The organism is Pseudomonas sp. B1(2018) (genome assembly GCF_003097365.1).
Lineage (GTDB): Bacteria > Pseudomonadota > Gammaproteobacteria > Pseudomonadales > Pseudomonadaceae > Aquipseudomonas > Aquipseudomonas laurylsulfatiphila.
Genome location: NZ_PYUK01000015.1, coordinates 1 through 17,135 on the forward strand (window position 1 = coordinate 1; position 17,135 = coordinate 17,135).

The following is a 17,135-nucleotide window of genomic DNA, read 5'->3' on the forward strand; positions in this document are numbered from 1 at the left end:
GGGCGGGACCCTGGGGCTGGCGCAATTTGCCAACAGCACCAAGGGCGATCCGAATGCGTTGCTGGTGGTCGGGGCGATCATGGTCGCGGGCATCGAACAGAACAAATCGCAGATCAGCCTGAAGGATGTGACGCCCATTGCCCGGTTGTTCACCGAGTACAACGTGATCGCCGTGCGCAAGGAGTCTGAATACAAGACCCTCGATGACCTGATCAAGGCCTTCAAGGCCAACCCGACGAGCATTACCTGGGGCGGCGGCTCCAAGGGCTCGGTGGATCACATCGGCATTGCCGAGCTGGCGGGCAAGCTGGACGTGCCGGTCAACAAGGTGAACTACGTGGCGTTTGGTGGCGGCGGCGAGGTGGTCGCCCAGGCGCTGGGCGGCCAGCTCAAGGTGATCACCGGCGGTTTCGCCGAGCTGGGCCAGTACATCAAGAACGGCCAGTTCCGTGTCCTGGCCATCGGCGCGCCGGAGCGTGTTCCCGGCATTGACGCGCCGACCCTCAAGGAGAGCGGCTATGACGTGACGATCGGCAACTGGCGCGGCGTCTACGGTGCGGCGGGTCTCACCCCGGAGCAGCGTAAAGAGGTGATCGACGCTGTGGTGGCCGCCACCAAGAGCAAGGTCTGGCAGGACAATATCCAGACCAACGCCTGGACCCCCAGCGTGTTGACCGGCGATGAGTTCGGCAAGTTCGTCGACGAAGAACATGTGCGGTTGCACGCCATGCTGGTCAAGGTCGGGCTGCTTTGAGATGGCCACACTGCGCACAGTGGTGCCGACGCAATTGGCGGTCGGCATCGGCCTGATCGCCATCAGCGTCGTGTTGGCGATGGGGGCCTACCGGTTTCCGCCGGAAATGGGTTTTGTCATCCTCCCGGCCTACGTTTACCCCTATGTGGTGGCGGCGTTTCTCGGCGGTGTGGGCCTGTTGCTGAGCTATCAGGCGCTCAGCGGCGGTTTTCGCGAGCTGGATAACGACGACGCAGGCACGGTGCCCGGTGGAAAAACCGGCGCCGCCTGGGTGACCGCCGGGCTTGTCGGGGTGGCGCTATTGATCAACCTCATCGGTTTTGTGCTGGCCGCCGGGTTGTTGTTCGCCTGTTCGGCGCGGGGGTTCGGCAGCCGTCATCCGCTGCGGGACCTGGCCATCGGCATTGCCCTGACCCTGCCGATCTACTGGCTGTTCAACGCCGGGCTGGGGGTTTCTCTGCCGTCGCTGATCAACATCTGGCTTTGAAAGGAGATCGACACCGTGGACATTCTTTCAAGCCTGGCGATGGGGTTTTCTTCGGCACTGACGCCGATCAACCTGATGTGGGGGTTCATCGGCTGCCTGCTCGGCACCGCCATCGGCGTGTTGCCGGGGATCGGCCCGGCGCTGACGGTGGCCCTGCTGTTGCCGATCACCGCCAAGGTCGACCCCACCGGCGCGCTGATCATGTTCGCCGGTATCTACTACGGTGCGCAGTTCGGCGGTTCCACCACCTCGATCCTGCTCAACACCCCGGGTGAATCGTCCTCCATGGTCACGGCCCTGGAGGGCAACCTGATGGCGCGCAACGGCCGCGCCGGCCCTGCGCTGGCAACGGCGGCGATAGGCTCCTTCGTCGCCGGTACCATCGCCACGGTTTTGCTGACGCTGTTTGCGCCGGTTGTGGCCAGGTTGGCGCTGAATTTCGGCCCGACCGAATATTTCGCGATCCTGGTGCTGTCGTTCACCACCGTGTCGGCGGTGCTCGGCGCTTCCATGCTGCGAGGGTTTGCTTCGCTGGGCGTCGGGCTGACCATCGGTTTGATCGGCCTGGACTCGACCTCGGGCATTGCCCGCTACACCCTGGGCGTTCCCGAACTGGTGGACGGAATCGAGGTGGTGCTGGTGGCGGTCGGCTTGTTCGCCGTGGGCGAGGCCTTGTACAGCCTGCTCTATCAAACGGAAGCGAACGAAGGGCGGCATCGCCTGACCTCGTTGTGGATGACCCGTGCCGACTGGAAACGCTCGGTGCCCGCGTGGCTTCGCGGCACGCTGATCGGCTTTCCGTTTGGTTCGATTCCGGCGGGCGGCGCGGAGATCCCCACCTTTCTGTCCTATTCCACCGAGCGCAAGCTCAGCAAGTACCCCAAGGAGTTTTCCGCCAACAAGGGCGAGGGCGCCATCGAGGGTGTCGCCGGTCCCGAAGCAGCCAACAATGCCAGCGCGACCGGGTCCCTGGTGCCGTTGCTGACCCTGGGCATCCCGACGTCCGCGACTGCGGCGATCCTCCTGGCCGCGTTCCAGAACTACAACCTGCAACCGGGGCCGATGCTGTTCGAAACCTCCGCCGACCTTGTCTGGACGCTGGTGGCCTCGCTGTACATCGGCAACGTCATCCTGCTGGTGTTGAACCTGCCGCTGGTGGGGCTGTGGGTCAAACTGCTGCAGATCCCCAGGCCGTACCTGAATGCCGGCATCCTGGTATTCGCCACCATCGGCGTGTATGGCATGCGCCACTCATCCTTCGACCTGCTGCTGATGTTGGCGATTGGCTGGGGCGGGGTGCTGATGCGGCGGTTCGACTTCCCCGTCGCCCCGGTGATCGTCGGCATGCTGCTGGGGCCGATGGCCGAGAAACAACTGCGCAATGCCTTGTCCATCGGCCAGGGCGACTGGACGGTGTTCGTCACGCAACCGATCTCGGCGTTCTTTCTCGCCCTGACGCTGCTGGTGCTGGTGGTGCCTCATGTGTTGCATAAACGCGGGATCAAGTTGCATGAGGATGATTGAGCAATCCCTGTGGGGGCGGTGTGTCAGTGAAATAATGGTCAACTGACCCGACGCTTTCGCGAGCAAGCCCGCTCCCACAGTAATTTTGGTTGTTCACGAATACTGCGTACACCCACCAACCCTGTGGGAGCGGGCTTGCCCGCGAAAGCGGTGTGTCATTCAACCGATAAGTTGACCGACCCGACGCCTTCGCGAGCAAGCCCGCTCCCACAGTAATTTCGGTCGTTCATGAATACTGCGTACACCCACCAACCCTGTGGGAGCGGGCTTGCCCGCGAAAGCGGTGTGTCATTCAACAGATAAGTTGACTGACCCGACGCCTTCGCGGGCAAGCCCGCTCCCACAGGGTCATGCAGTGGTTTGTGCGGTGAACCACTGCATGACCGGCGCGCACGCTGGATGCGACGCCGCCGAGGGTTGCAGGCACAACGAGTAAATCCCCCGGGTCTTCAATGGCTCACCAAACGGAATCACCAGTTCGCCGCGCTGGATCGACTCGCCAGCCAGGGTCATGTCGGTCATCGCCACCCCCAGCCCCCGGGCGGCGGCATCGAGCGCCAGTTCGTCGAGGTTGAAGGGGATATGCCGATACTCCTGCAACGCCTTGCCGCCATTGGCTGACAACCATACCTGCCAGTCATGTTGATCGGAGGAGCGGTGCAGCAATGCGAACTCCGACAGATCGTCCAGCGAAGCCAATGGCCGGGTCGGGGTGCCCAGCCCGGGCGCACACACCGGCACCAGGGCTTCCTCGAACAGCGTCAGGCAATCGGGCGCCGTGGACGGCTCAGGCAGATAGAGAATGTAGGCGTCGCTGTCACTGGCCGGTTCCACCACTTCCGTGGCCACGGTTTCGATTGCCAGGGAGACGTCCGGGTGATGCCGGTAGAAATCGCTCAGCTTGGGCAACAGCCAGCGCACCGCCAGTGACACGTGCATGCGAATGCGGAACGGGCGTTGCTTTGGCGCGAGCCGGTCTTCGAGCGACCTCAATTGTTCGAGGATAGTGCGAGCGCTGGCCAGCACCTGGTCGCCTTCCGGGGTCAGTTGCAGGCTGCGGCTGCTGCGCACGAACAACGCAACACCGAAGTGGCTCTCCAGTTGCTGGATCTGTCGGCTCACGGCGCTTTGGGTCAGGCAGAGCTTTTGCGCCGCCTGGGTGAAACTGCCCGACCCGGCGACCTCGACCAGGGCCTGCAAGCCCTGCAATGAAGGCACGTGGCGTAGTTTATCCATGCGTTTTCAGAATGCCTCGATGATTTAATAACGTTGGTTGTCTGCGTTATCAGCCTTTAGATTCTAGTCATTGACGCCGTTCACGAAAACCATTTATGCGAATCCTGCATGAAGCGCTGATCGAGACGGTTCACAGAACAAGAACCTGAGGTGACGCATGGAAAATATCTGTGGCTGGATTGCGCAAGCGGGGAGTTCTCCGTTGCGCGATTCGCTAAAAGGCACGCAGCACGCCGACTGGCTGGTGATCGGCGCCGGCATTACCGGCCTCAGCGCGGCCCACGCCCTGGCACACATGCACCCCCAGGCACGCATTGTGGTCGTTGACCGTCAGCGGGCTGCGCAGGGGGCATCGGCGCGTAACTCCGGGTTTGTGGTGGCCCACGAACATCCCGTCGCCAGCGAACTGTTGGGCAGCGCCGGGTTCGCCGGCTATCAAGTGGATACGGCGATCGGCCGCGCCGCCGCCGATGAAGTGCGCAAGCAGATCGCCCGGCTGGGCATCGAATGCGACTTCAGGGAGTCGGGCTATTTCTTTGCCGTCAGCGATCCACGCAAGCTGAGCGACGTCGAGGCCAAGTTGCAGACCTTGCGGGCCGTTGGCGCCAGCGCGCTGTTCCTGCAAGGCGAGCAACTGATCGAGAAACTCGGCACCCGCCACTACCGTGCCGGAATCTGGTGCGGCAATGGCAATGCGTTGCTGCAACCGGCCAAGTACGTGAAGGGCCTGCTCGATGCCTTGCCGCCGACAGTGACGGTCCATGAGAACAGCGATATCGCAGGTCTTGAGCGCCTCGGCGACGGCCGGATCCGTGCCCGGGGCCAAGATGGCTGCGTTGAAGCCAAACAGGTGCTGGTCTGCCTGAACGCCTTCATTCCTCGTTCAGGGATCGACGACAGCGGCACCTTCGCCATGGAGCTCAGCGCCAGCCTCACGCGGCCCCTCAGCGATCAAGAGTTTCAAGCCCTGGGTGCGCCAGCGTCCTGGGGTGTGCTGTCGACCCGTCCGTTGGGCGCCACGGTACGCCTGACGCCGGATCGCCGGGTGATGATCCGCAACACCGCGGAATACCGCTCCCGGGATTTGTCATTGAGCGAGCTGTCGACCCGTCGCCAGCACCACGTGCTGGGGTTGCAACGACGTTTCCCGATGCTCGGCGAGCAGGACATCGAATACACCTGGACCGGTCATCTCAGCGCTTCGCGCTCCGGGCAACCGTACTTTGCCAAGGTCGAGGAGGGCGTGTTCGCCGTGGCCGGGTGCAACGGTTCCGGCGTGGCGCGGGGCACGTTGTGGGGGCGCTTGCTCGCGGAAATGGCCTCGGGCGGTGATTCACCCTTGCTGCAATCGGTCATCTCGCGGGCACAACCCGGCTGGCTGCCGCCCAAGCCGTTGCTCGACATCGGTGCCATGCTGCGTATGCGCGTGGAAACGGTCCGGGCCAGAAGCGAAGTCTGAACAACACGAACTTCACAACAAGAACAACAGCACTTCCCATCGAAGGTGATTCAACATGCGCGTCAATACGCTTTCCCTTGTGGCCCTGATCTCGACCTTTTCCGCTGTCGCCTACGCCGACGAAACCGTCAATATTTCCAACTGGAACGGTTACATCGCCGACGACACCTTGCCCGACTTCACCAAGGCCACCGGGATCAAGGCGACCTACGACATCCACGACAGCAACGAAGTGCTGGAGTCGAAACTGATGACCGGCAATACCGGTTATGACGTGGTCAGCCCGTCGAACCACTTCCTGTCGCGCCTGATCAAGGCCGGCGCGATCCAGAAACTCGACAGGAGCCAGTTGCCCAACTGGAAAAACCTCGACCCGGCATTGATGAAGAAGCTCGAGGTCAACGACCCGGGCAACCAGTATGGCTTCCCTTACATGTGGGGCACGGCGGGCATTGGCTACAACGTCGAGAAGATCAAGGCGATCTTCGGCAGTACCGACGTCACCCATTCCTGGAAGCTGTTCTTCGACGAGGACAACATCAAGAAACTCAGCGAGTGCGGCGTGGCGATCATCGACAACCCGACGCAGATCCTGCCGATCACGCTCAACTACCTGGGGCTGCCGCCTCATAGCCACGAGCCGGCCGACTACAAGAAAGCCGAGCAGGCACTGCTGAAGATCCGGCCTTACGTCCAGTATTTCCATGCGTCCAAGTACATCAGCGACCTGGCCAACGGCAACGTCTGCGCGGTGATCGGTTTCAACGGCGACATCGTGCAGGCGGCCGCCAGCGCCAGGGAAGCGAAGAACGGGATCGACATTGCCTACTCGATCCCGGACGAAGGTTCCACCTTGTGGATGGACATGGTGGTCATGCCCAAGAGCGCGCCACACGAGAAGAACGGCTACGCCTACATGAACTACCTGCTGGAGCCGAAGGTGATTGCCAACATCAGCAACAGCATCCACTACGCCAACCCCAACAGCGCGGCGGATGCCTTCGTCGACCCGGCGGTGAAGCAGGACCTGGCGATCTACCCGCCGAAAACCGTGATGGATAAGCTGTTCACCGTCGAGGACTTGCCCGCGGCCATCGCACGCCTCAGCACGAGGTTGTGGACCAAGCTGAAAACCAATACCTGATCGCTACGTCATGCGCACATCTGTAGCTTGAGCAAAATCACTGTGGGAGCGAGCTTGCTCGCGATAGCGTCAGGCCAGACAACATTGATGTTGAATGGACCACCGCGATCGCGAGCAAGCTCGCTCCCACAGGTTTCGGTTCGCTCCGACAGAATGTTTCAGACAGGATTTACGCTAGATGGGTTCAGGCGTCGATGGCCGGGAAGTCGATGTCGGTCAGGATTGCGTTGTTCAGGTAGTTGGTTAGCGTCTGGGATGCCACATGGGCGATCACTTCGATGATCTTGCCGTCGTCGATACCCGCGTTACGGGCTGCGGCGATCTGCTCGGCGCTCAGGTGGCCACGGCTTTCGGTGACCTGGCGGGCGAGGGTGGCAATGGCGTTAAGCTCGCCGTGTCGTGCGCTGAGGATCTCCTGCTTGGACAGCCCGGCCTTGCCGGCGAACACCGTGTGAGCCGCCAGGCAATAGTCGCAGCCGTTGACTTGCGAAGTGGCGAGGGACACCGCTTCCTTTTCCGTGGCGCTCAGGGACGTCTTGCCCAGTGCGGCCGAGTTTTGCAGGTACGAGGCCAGCACGGCCGGTGCGTGGGCCAGGACTTTGAAGACGTTGGGCAGAAAACCGATTTTCTTCTGCACGCCTTCCAGCAGCGGGCGGGTGGTGTCGGTGGCGTTTTCCAGGCTGATCGGGGCAATGCGGGTCATGGTGATACTCCGTGATGTAAGGCGCGGAATGCGCTGGGTACGGAGCTCATGTTAGGGAGAAGGCCTGGCGTATTGGATGCAAATCGTCGAGGATATGCGACAGATCGTCCAGAACTGCCTTCGGGAGCCCTTGTCATGGATCGCCTGTCCACGTTGCTCACCCATTTCAGCGTCAATGCCGGCACTTTCCATAGCGGTATGTTCTGCGGCACCGTCGCCTACGACGGCCAACAGGCCAGCGGTCATTTACACCTGCTCCAGGCGGGGGAGTTGCTGCTCAAAATGGGCGACCAGCCGGACCTGCAACTGACCGAGCCGAGCCTGATCTTTTTCCCCCGACCCTATCGACATCGTCTGTTTGCGTCTGAAGCATCCGGCACGCAACTGGTGTGCGCGACCCTGGATTTCGACGGCGGTGCGGGCAATGCCCTGGCGGCGGCGCTGCCGGATTACCTGGTGCTCAAGCTCGATGAAATCCCGACCCTGGCCGGGACCCTGGAATGGCTGTTCAAGGAGGCGTTCGACGGTACGTGCGGGCGTGAAGCGGTGATGGATCGCCTGTTCGAGCTGCTGGTGATTCTGTTGCTGCGGCACATCCTGAGCACCACGGGCCAGCGACCGGGCATGATGGCGGGCCTTGCCGATGCGCGTCTGGCGCGGCCCCTCAGCCTGATGCATCAAAGCCCGGCCAAGGCCTGGAGCGTGGCCGAACTCTCGGTCGCCGCCAACATGTCGCGGGCCAGTTTCGCCGAACACTTTCGCCGGGTGGTCGGGCAGACGCCGGTGGATTACCTGGTGAGCTGGCGCATCAGCCTGGCGCAGAAGCGCCTGCGCGAGGGCCGGCCGATAGCGCTGATCGCCGAGGAAGTGGGTTATGAGAGCCCCTCGGCGCTGGCCCGGGCGTTCCGGCGCAAGACCGGGCTGAGCCCGCGGGAGTGGAAAGGCAACTGACCACCGCAAATCCCCTGTGGGAGCGAGCCTGCTCGCGAAGGCGGAGTGTCAGCTTGCACAAGTGTTGACTGACCCGGCGCTTTCGCGGGCAAGCCCGCTCCCACAGTTGAATGTTGCTGTGCACAAATTCCGGGTACGACATAAAGCCCCTTGTGGGAGCGGGCTTGCTCGCGAAAGCGGCATGTCAGTCGACATCATGGGTGTCTGACACTCCGCCTTCGCGAGCAAGCCCGCTCCCACAGGTTTTGTGGTGGCCTCAGCAGTGCATCAGAACTTGAACGCCTGCCGTCCCACCAACAGCCATTTACCGTCCTGCTTTTGCCAGATCTGGAAATTCTCGATTTCGGTGGGCACCACTTCGGTGCCTTTGAGCGCTTGCGCCGAGAAATGGTGGCGGACCAGCGCGACATCGCCGGAGACGGTGATGGTCTGGTTCTGCATCTCAAGGGTCTTGAACGCGCTTTTGCCGGTTTCGATGTCGGCGATGAAGGCCTGCTTGTCCTGGATCTTGCCGCTGGAATGTCCGTAGGTCAGGTTCTCGGCGGTCAAGGCTTTCAGTTCCGGGATGTCCTTGTGCAGCATGGCCTGGGTCAGGTGGTCGACGGCCTGGGCCACGTCCTTGTCCGCGGCGGCCGGGGTGGCGACGACGTAGCCGGTGAACAGGCACAGAAAACCAATCAGCACTTTTGCTTTTTTCATGGGTGTTTCCTTGTTGTTGTAGGGATGACGCGATGAATGGATGAGTATTCATCAGTCATCGTACAACTTATCATGCGCTGGAGGGAAAAAGCGAACTTGCCCGGCGACCTTGCCTCGAAGTTAAAAGGGCGCTGTCCTGACTTCGAGGTATTGCAGCCATGCAGCCGAACCAACGTATACGGCACGACTTGACGTTGCTGATGGTGTTCCTGGTGATCGTCGTGGTGTCGGGTTTTTCTCCCCGCAGCCGGGTGGACTGGGCGCTGGAAAACCTGCTGGTGCTGTTGCTGGTGGGGACGCTGGTCGCGGTTTCTCGGCGGTTTCGCTTGTCGGCGTTGTCCATCACGCTGGTGTTTGCGTTTCTGTGCGTGCATGAACTGGGCGCCCACTACACCTATTCCCTGGTTCCTTACGAACACTGGTCGTCGGCGTGGTTCGGGTTCAGTGTCGAGCAGGCATCGGGTGTTCACCGCAATCACTACGACCGGCTGGTGCATCTGAGCTACGGGCTGCTGCTGGCATATCCGGTGCGCGAAGTCCTGTGGCGGCTGACGCCGCTGCGCGGGTTCTGGCTGTTTTTCGTGACCCTCAACATCATGCTGTCGACCTCCGCCCTGTACGAACTGGTGGAGTGGATCGGCGGTGCCTTCCTGGGCAATGACACGGCGAAGGCCTTCGTCGGCGCGCAAAACGATCCGTGGGATTCGCAAAAGGACATGGCCATCGCGGTCGCCGGTGCGTTTGCCAGCCTGTCGCTGGTGTCCCTGCGTGGCATGCTGCAAAAGCAACCGGTGACGACCGCATGTCGCAAAAAACACAATCTGTGGGGATAGGCTTCAATTACTGCGTGGCCCCGTCGATAACCTCTTCAAGAGTGCCATCCGCGCGGTGCAAGCCCGCCGTCCAACGTGCCAGAGAGGAACCACAGAGTGTCCATAAAACTGCGTTTGATATTGCTGATCGGCACCGGACTACTGACTGCGTTGATCATGAGCCTGGTCAGTTACCTGGGGAACGCCCGGATGGCCGAGGCCGTGGACGACAACAACGTCAGCATGGCCGCGCTGCGCAATCACCTCGAAGCCGACATGATGCACGACGCGTTGCGCGCCGACGTGCTGTCGGCCATGTTGGTGGGCTTGAACAAGAGCACCAGCAGCAAAGCCGAGGTGCGCAGTTCCATCGAAGAGCACGCCCAACGCTTTCGCGATGTGCTCGGGGAAAACCTCAAGCTGCCGGTCAACGACACCATCAAGGCCGCCCTTAACAAGATCAAGCCCAGCCTCGACACCTATATCAGCGCCGCCGAACGCATCGTCGGGCTGGCCCTGGAAAACCCGGAGGCTGCGCAACAGGAGCTGGGCACGTTCAACAACGTCTTCAGCCAACTGGAAGACCAGATGGAGGCCCTCAGCGAGTTGATCGAAAGCAACACGCAACAGACCAGCCAGGGCACAGTGCTTGCCATCAGCAACGCCAACCTGACCCTGGGCGGGGTGCTGATTGCCAGCCTGTTGTTGCTGCTGGCCCTGGGGCGTTCGGCGATCCTGAGCATCATGGGCCCGTTGCAAACCGCCAGCCGCATTGCCGAGAGCATCGCCCATGGCAACCTCAGCGAGCCGATTGTCGAGCCCACTCGCAAGGACGAGGCCAGCGCCTTGATTCGTAGCCTGGCAACCATGCAACGGGATTTGCGCGGCATGATCGAGGTCGTGCGCAGCAACGCCCACGGCGTCAGCGGCATGAGCGAACTGCTGAGCAACGGCTGCCATGAGGTGGCCGGCAGCAGCCAGCAGCAAAGCGCGGCGGCCAGCACCATGGCCGCGGCCGCCAGTGAAATGACCGCGAGCATCGAGGAAATCACCCGGCATGCCGAACGGGCGCTGAACATGGCCAATCAGGCAGAAACCCTGGCCAAGGACGGCGGCCGGGTGATCCACCAGGTGGTCAGCGACATGGACGGCATTGCGCGTTCGGCGCAGCAGTCGGCGCAGGTGATCCGCACGCTGGACAAGGAGTCCGAGGGGATTTTCAACATCATCCAGGTGATCAAGGGCATTGCCGACCAGACCAACCTGCTGGCACTCAATGCCGCCATCGAAGCCGCCCGCGCCGGCGAGCAGGGACGCGGCTTTGCCGTGGTGGCCGATGAGGTCCGCAGCCTGGCGGGGCGCACCAGCGCTTCCACCCAGGAGATCGCCAGCATGGTCGCACGCATCCAGCAAAGCACCCGCGAGGCGGTGATCAGCATGGAGGAGGGCGTGGCCCAGGTCGACAAAGGCATGGCGGTGACGGCCGATGTCGAGCGCGCCATCCGCGAGATCCTCGATGCCACGCTGCACACCACGCAACTGGTCAATGACATCAGCCGTACCATCGGCGAGCAAAGCCTGGCCAGCAACGAGATTGCCCATCAGGTGGAGATGATTGCCGGCATGTCCGAAGGCAACAGCAAGGTGATCGGGCAGACGGCTTCGACCACGGATGAGCTGTCCAGCCTGGCGGGGCAGCTGTCGCAGTCGGTGGATCGGTTCAGGCTTTAAAAGATCGCAGCCTGCGGCAGCTCCTACAAGGATCGCGTACCTCTGTAGGAGCTGCCGCAGGCTGCGATCTTTTGACCTTAAAGATACTTATCCGTCACAGCCCCCTCCGAAGCACTGGACACGGTCTTCGCATACTTGGCCAGCACCCCGCGCTTGTATTTCGATTCCGGGCGCACCCAGCGCGTCTTGCGCTCCGCAAGCACGGCATCGGACACATCAACGGTAATCTGCCGGGTTTGCGCATCGATGATGATCCTGTCGCCATTCTCGACCAGCGCAATCGGCCCGCCTTCAAACGCCTCAGGCGTGATATGCCCCACGACAAAACCATGCGAGCCACCAGAGAAGCGCCCGTCGGTGATCAGCGCCACCTCCTTGCCCAAACCCTTGCCCATGACCGCTGAGGTCGGCGAGAGCATTTCGCGCATGCCTGGCCCGCCCTTGGGCCCTTCGTAGCGGATCACGATCACTTCGCCGGGCTGCACTTCGCCATTGAGAATGCCCGCCAGCGCACCTTCCTCGCCGTGATAGACCCGCGCCGTGCCTTCGAAGCGCAGGCCTTCCTTGCCGGTGATCTTGGCCACGGCGCCGTTGGGCGAGAGGTTGCCGCGCAGGATGACCAGGTGCGAGTCCTTCTTGATCGGCTGGTCGAAGGGCCGGATCACGTCCTGGCCGACCGGATAGTCGGGCACGCCGGCGAGGTTTTCCGCCAGGGTCTGGCCGGTGACGGTCAGCACATCACCGTGCAGCATGCCGGCATCGAGCATGCGTTTCATCAGCGGTTGAATGCCGCCGATGGCCACCAGCTCGCTCATCATGTACTTGCCGCTGGGGCGCAGGTCGGCGACCACCGGGGAGATCTTGCCCAGCTCGACGAAGTCATCCAGGGTCAGCTCGACATCCACCGCGTTGGCCATGGCCAGCAGATGCAGCACGGCGTTGGTCGAGCCGGCGAGGGCGATCACTACGCGTATGGCGTTCTCGAAGGCTTTGCGGGTCATGATGTCCCGGGGTTTGAGGTCGAGCTTGAGCAGCTCCATGACCTGCTGGCCGGCGCGGAAACTGTCCGAGGCCTTGTCGCCGCCGATGGCGTCCTGGGAGCTGGAACCGGGCAGGCTCATGCCCAGTGCCTCGATGGCCGAGGCCATGGTGTTGGCGGTGTACATGCCGCCACAGGAACCGGGGCCGGGAATCGCCACTTCCTCGATCTGCTTGACCTGGATTTCGCTGATGTCGCCCCGCGCGTGCTGGCCCACGGCCTCGAACACGGAAATGATGTCGGTATGCCCGGCCCCCGGCTGGATGGTGCCACCATAGACAAAGATCGACGGGCGATTGAGCCGCGCCATGCCGATCAGGCAGCCCGGCATGTTCTTGTCGCAGCCGCCGATGGTCACCAGACCGTCGAAACCCTCGCAACCGGTGACCACTTCGATGGAGTCGGCGATCACTTCGCGCGATACCAGGGAATACTTCATGCCTTCGGTGCCGTTGGCGATGCCGTCGGAAATGGTGATGGTGTTGAAGATCACGCCCTTGGCGCCGGCGGCATTCGCGCCTTTTTCGGCTTCGAGCGCCAGCTTGTCGATATGCATGTTGCAGGGCGTGACCATGGCCCAGGTCGAGGCGATGCCGATCTGCGGCTTGTCGAAGTCTGCATCGGTAAAACCCACGGCGCGCAGCATGGCCCGGGCGGGCGCGGCTTCGACGCCGTCGATTACTTGGGATGAATATTTGCGCAGATCGTCTTTGTCGCTCATGACAACACCTCAAGCCTCGGCGGAAAAAGCCCAGTGAGTATAGTTCTCCTCCCGAAGAGCAAAAGATCGCAGCCTTCGGCAGCTCCTACAGTGGTCAGATATCGCGGACAGGCAAAGATCCCTGTAGGAGCTGCCGAAGGCTGCGATCTTTTGATCCTGAACCGGACCACACAGTCGCGAACAGACGCGCGGGTTAGCCATGTCGTGATATTCTTCGCCCCAACTTGGTTTGACCTATTCAGTTGGCGTGTCCTCGAGACGTGCCGACGGAATCACTGTCGCTCAAGTAGCTGAAGCCAATAAAGATAAAAAGTCAGTTCAGAAGGGACAAAAAACTGGGGTCGATGCAGTTCATCGGCCTTGTGTGCCCACCCTGCAATCCTTGAGAGCCGCATCCGTGACTGCCGTGAAACACGGGGGCTGTGCGCATGAGGATGGAAGGGCGGATGGCGTTTTATCATAGGTGCTACAGATGTTTAAGAAAGTGAACACAGCCCTGCTGGGGCTGGCCTTGTCGTTGGGGATGACGACAGCCCAGGCCGAAGAAGCCAAGAAGGTCGACGTACTGCTGATTGGCGGCGGCATCATGAGCGCGACCCTGGGTGTCTGGCTCAACGAGCTGGAACCTGGCACTTCGATGGAAATGATCGAGCGCCTCGACGGCGTCGCCCAGGAAAGCTCCAACGGCTGGAACAACGCCGGTACCGGTCACTCCGCCCTGGCCGAGCTGAACTACACCCCGGAAGACGAGAACGGCAAGGTCTCGATCCCGAAGGCCGTTGAAATCAACGAAGCCTTCCAGATTTCCCGTCAGTTCTGGGCCTGGCAGGTTCAGCAAGGCGTGCTGAAGAACCCGCGTTCGTTCATCAACTCCACGCCGCACATGAGCTTCGTGTGGGGCGATGACAACATCAAGTTCCTGAAAAAACGCTACGACGCCCTGCAGGCGAGCCCGCTGTTCGCCGGCATGCAGTACTCCGAAGACCCGGCTGTGATCAAGCAGTGGGTGCCACTGATGATGGAAGGGCGTGACCCGAACCAGAAAATCGCGGCCACCTGGAGCCCGATCGGCACCGACGTGAACTTCGGCGAAATCACGCGTCAGTTCGTTGCACACCTGCAAACCACGCCGAAATTCGACTTGAAGCTGTCCAGCGAAGTACAGGACATCACCAAGAACGCCGACGGCAGCTGGCGCGTCAGCTACAAGAACCTCAAAGACGGCAGCAAGACCGAAACCGACGCCAAGTTCGTGTTCATCGGCGCCGGCGGCGGTGCCCTGCACCTGCTGCAGAAGTCCGGCATTCCTGAAGCCCAGGAATACGCAGGCTTCCCGGTCGGCGGCTCGTTCCTGGTGACCGAGAACCCGACCATCGCCGAACAACACCTGGCCAAGGCCTACGGCAAGGCTTCGGTGGGCGCACCGCCGATGTCGGTTCCGCACCTGGACACCCGCGTGCTGGACGGCAAGCGCGTGATCCTGTTTGGCCCGTTCGCGACCTTCAGCACCAAGTTCCTGAAAGAAGGTTCGTACCTGGACCTGCTGACCACCACGACCACCCACAACGTGTGGCCAATGACCAAGGTCGGCATCAAGGAATACCCGCTGGTCGAGTACCTTGCAGGCCAGCTGATGCTGTCGGATGAAGACCGCCTCAACGCCCTGAAGGAATACTTCCCGAATGCCAAGGCTGAAGACTGGCGCCTGTGGCAAGCCGGCCAGCGCGTGCAGATCATCAAGCGTGACGAAGCCGCCGGTGGCGTGTTGAAACTGGGCACCGAAATCGTCGCTTCGCAAGACGGCAGCATCGCCGGCCTGCTGGGCGCCTCCCCAGGCGCATCGACCGCCGCACCGATCATGCTGACCGTGCTGCAGAAAGTGTTCAAGGACAAGGTCGCGAGCCCTGAGTGGCAGGCAAAACTGCACCAGATCGTACCGAGCTACGGCACCCAGCTGAACAACAGCCCCGAGAAGGTTGCTGAAGAGTGGGCCTACACCGCCAAGGTGCTGGAACTGACTCCGCCACCAGCGGTGATCGCGCCGGCTGTGAAGCCAGTGACTGTCGATACGGATGCGAAGGCACCGAAGGCTAGTGCTGCGAGTGATATGGCTCTGTAACTAGACGCCGGATCAAAAAAAGCCCACTGAACCGGCGACGGTCAGTGGGCTTTTTTGTGGGCGATGACCAGGACATGCCGAAAAGCTGTTTACTTAAGCGTGTCTTCAGTCAAAGAGAAACCCGTGGCGAGGGAGCTTGCTCCCGCTTGAGTGCGTAGCACTCATAAAAAACGACATTGTTGTCATATTTTTTTTGGGGCCGCTACGCAGCCCAGCGGGAGCAAGCTCCCTCGCCACAGAAAGCAGGTGTGTCTGAGGCATCTGCTTAAGTGAACAGCACTCTCTCTATGCCGCACATATCGGCAATCCCTGTCATCAATTGCCAAGTATCTGACGCTCAATGTGAAGCAGACAGGTTGGCTGTGTCGATACTGGTTTGTTTTACCGACCCGGGTAACGCGAAACCGTAAGTCTGATACCTCTTTGCCCTGGCGGGAATTTGTAGGGGCGTGCTCGCTCCCACAGTAGTCAGTTGCATCTCGATAAAACAATCATAGAGAGCGCAGAATGAAGTTCAGTTTTTTAGACAGCCGCCAGCCGAGCCGCCGGCGGGTTTTACGCGATGCTTTCACGTTGGCGTTGGCGGCTTCGCCGGTGGCAAATCTGGCCAGGGCCGCGGAGGAAAACACTGAAGAAGTGACCTTTGCCGCGGGCCCGCGACCGTTGGTGCAATACCCGCAAAAACGCCCGTTGACCCTGGTGACCACGCGCCCGCCGCACCTGGAGACGCCTTTTTCTGTCTTCAACGAAGGGGCCATTACGCCCAATGACGCGTTTTTCGTGCGTTACCACCTGGCCAATTTCCCGACCAGTATCGATCCGGACAGCTACCGCCTGGCGATCAAGGGCTTGGTCGACACGCCGCTGTCGCTTTCCCTCGCCGAACTCAAGGCGCTTGCCGAGCCGGTGGAGGTGGTGGCCGTCAATCAGTGTTCGGGCAACAGCCGTGGCTTTTCGATGCCGCGGGTGTTCGGGGCTCAGTTGGGCAATGGCTCGATGGGCAATGCGCGGTGGTTGGGTGTACCGCTCAAGGCGGTACTGGAAAAGGCGGGAGTGAAGGCCGGCGCCATGCAAGTGACCTTCCGTGGACTCGATAAGCCGGTGCTGCCGAGCACGCCGGAGTTCATCAAGGCGCTGGACATCAGCCATGCCATGGACGGCGAGCCGATGATCGCCTGGTCAATGAATGGCACCGACCTGCCATTTCTCAACGGTTATCCGATTCGTCTGGTGGTGCCGGGTTATTTCGGCACGTACTGGGTCAAGCACCTGAGTGAGATCGAAGTCGTCGACCATACCTACGACGGTTTTTTCATGGCCAAGGGGTACCGGGTTCCGGATAACGATTGCCTGTGCATTGCCCCCGGCACCACGGCGGCGAAAACCCAACCGATTTCCAGGTTGCCGGTGCGCAGTTTCATCACCAGCGTCAAACACGGCGATGTATTGCCGCTGAACCAGAGCCTGGTGCTCAAGGGCATCGCGTTCGACGGCGGCGTGGGGGTCAACAAGGTCGAGGTGTCGATCGACGGCGGAGCTACATGGCGCGAATCCACCCTCGGGCAGGACCTGGGCCGTTTCTCCTTTCGTGAGTGGACGCTGCCGATCACCTTTACCCGCAAGGGCGCCACTCAGTTGATGGTGCGAGCCAGCAACAGGGCCGGCGAGACGCAGCCGCTGCAAGCGGACTGGAACCCCGGTGGCTACCGCCGGCACGTCGCCGAAACCCGCCACGTGACCGTCGCCTGAGGAGGGC

14 protein-coding genes and 1 pseudogene are annotated in these 17,135 nt (G+C 61.5%); 11 read left to right on the top strand and 4 right to left on the bottom strand.

Annotated features, from left to right (window positions below; translation table 11 throughout):
* The 3 genes from C9422_RS21890 to C9422_RS21900 form a co-directional block, all read left to right on the top strand.
* A partial coding sequence (locus C9422_RS21890; RefSeq protein WP_102699832.1) for a tripartite tricarboxylate transporter substrate binding protein occupies positions 1–754 on the top strand: 754 nt, incomplete at its 5' end.
* 1 nt (position 755) lies between these two features.
* The gene (locus C9422_RS21895) at positions 756–1,241 is read left to right on the top strand and encodes a tripartite tricarboxylate transporter TctB family protein (RefSeq protein ID WP_116582109.1); all 486 of its coding nucleotides are present in this window, start codon (positions 756–758) and stop codon (positions 1,239–1,241) included.
* Positions 1,242–1,256: 15 nt separating this feature from the next.
* On the top strand, positions 1,257–2,765 hold the full coding sequence (locus tag C9422_RS21900; RefSeq protein ID WP_007979103.1) for a tripartite tricarboxylate transporter permease: 1,509 nt from the start codon (positions 1,257–1,259) through the stop codon (positions 2,763–2,765).
* A 348-nt stretch (positions 2,766–3,113) separates the two neighbouring features.
* Here the strand turns inward: C9422_RS21900 and C9422_RS21915 are convergent, their stop codons facing one another.
* Positions 3,114–4,001, bottom strand: coding sequence for a LysR substrate-binding domain-containing protein (locus C9422_RS21915; protein ID WP_116582110.1), 888 nt, complete (start codon positions 3,999–4,001; stop codon positions 3,114–3,116).
* 157 nt (positions 4,002–4,158) lie between these two features.
* Here C9422_RS21915 and C9422_RS21920 point away from each other — a divergent pair, with 157 nt between their 5' ends.
* Positions 4,159–5,460, top strand: coding sequence for an FAD-binding oxidoreductase (locus tag C9422_RS21920; protein ID WP_116582111.1), 1,302 nt, complete (start codon positions 4,159–4,161; stop codon positions 5,458–5,460).
* Between the two features lie 55 nt (positions 5,461–5,515).
* Positions 5,516–6,604, top strand: a complete 1,089-nt coding sequence (locus C9422_RS21925) for a polyamine ABC transporter substrate-binding protein (RefSeq protein WP_116582112.1) — start codon at positions 5,516–5,518, stop codon at positions 6,602–6,604.
* A gap of 184 nt (positions 6,605–6,788) precedes the next feature.
* Here the strand turns inward: C9422_RS21925 and C9422_RS21935 are convergent, their stop codons facing one another.
* Positions 6,789–7,307, bottom strand: coding sequence for a carboxymuconolactone decarboxylase family protein (locus C9422_RS21935; protein WP_116582113.1), 519 nt, complete (start codon positions 7,305–7,307; stop codon positions 6,789–6,791).
* Positions 7,308–7,442: 135 nt separating this feature from the next.
* Here C9422_RS21935 and C9422_RS21940 point away from each other — a divergent pair, with 135 nt between their 5' ends.
* A complete protein-coding gene (locus tag C9422_RS21940) occupies positions 7,443–8,258 on the top strand; it encodes an AraC family transcriptional regulator (RefSeq protein ID WP_116582114.1) in 816 nt (271 codons plus the stop codon).
* Between the two features lie 267 nt (positions 8,259–8,525).
* Here the strand turns inward: C9422_RS21940 and C9422_RS21950 are convergent, their stop codons facing one another.
* Positions 8,526–8,957, bottom strand: coding sequence for a nuclear transport factor 2 family protein (locus C9422_RS21950; protein ID WP_116582115.1), 432 nt, complete (start codon positions 8,955–8,957; stop codon positions 8,526–8,528).
* A gap of 158 nt (positions 8,958–9,115) precedes the next feature.
* Between C9422_RS21950 and C9422_RS21955 the strand changes: the two genes are divergently transcribed.
* The 3 genes and pseudogenes from C9422_RS21955 to C9422_RS32990 all read left to right on the top strand — a co-directional run bounded on the left by C9422_RS21955 (position 9,116) and on the right by C9422_RS32990 (position 11,500).
* On the top strand, positions 9,116–9,790 hold the full coding sequence (locus C9422_RS21955; protein ID WP_116582116.1) for a DUF2238 domain-containing protein: 675 nt from the start codon (positions 9,116–9,118) through the stop codon (positions 9,788–9,790).
* A 96-nt stretch (positions 9,791–9,886) separates the two neighbouring features.
* Positions 9,887–10,642: pseudogene (locus C9422_RS32985) on the top strand (MCP four helix bundle domain-containing protein); the annotation flags it as partial.
* Positions 10,643–10,774: 132 nt separating this feature from the next.
* The gene (locus tag C9422_RS32990) at positions 10,775–11,500 is read left to right on the top strand and encodes a methyl-accepting chemotaxis protein (RefSeq protein WP_371924827.1); all 726 of its coding nucleotides are present in this window, start codon (positions 10,775–10,777) and stop codon (positions 11,498–11,500) included.
* 77 nt (positions 11,501–11,577) lie between these two features.
* Here C9422_RS32990 and ilvD read toward each other — a convergent pair whose 3' ends face one another.
* The gene (gene ilvD, locus C9422_RS21965) at positions 11,578–13,260 is read right to left on the bottom strand and encodes a dihydroxy-acid dehydratase (RefSeq protein WP_116582118.1); all 1,683 of its coding nucleotides are present in this window, start codon (positions 13,258–13,260) and stop codon (positions 11,578–11,580) included.
* Between the two features lie 472 nt (positions 13,261–13,732).
* On the opposite strand from ilvD, the gene mqo reads away from it, so the two are divergent.
* Together mqo and C9422_RS21975 are read left to right on the top strand one after the other, a co-directional pair.
* On the top strand, positions 13,733–15,379 hold the full coding sequence (gene mqo, locus C9422_RS21970) for a malate dehydrogenase (quinone) (protein WP_116582119.1): 1,647 nt from the start codon (positions 13,733–13,735) through the stop codon (positions 15,377–15,379).
* Positions 15,380–15,886: 507 nt separating this feature from the next.
* On the top strand, positions 15,887–17,128 hold the full coding sequence (locus C9422_RS21975; RefSeq protein WP_116582120.1) for a molybdopterin-dependent oxidoreductase: 1,242 nt from the start codon (positions 15,887–15,889) through the stop codon (positions 17,126–17,128).
* The last annotated feature ends 7 nt before the right edge of the window (positions 17,129–17,135 follow it).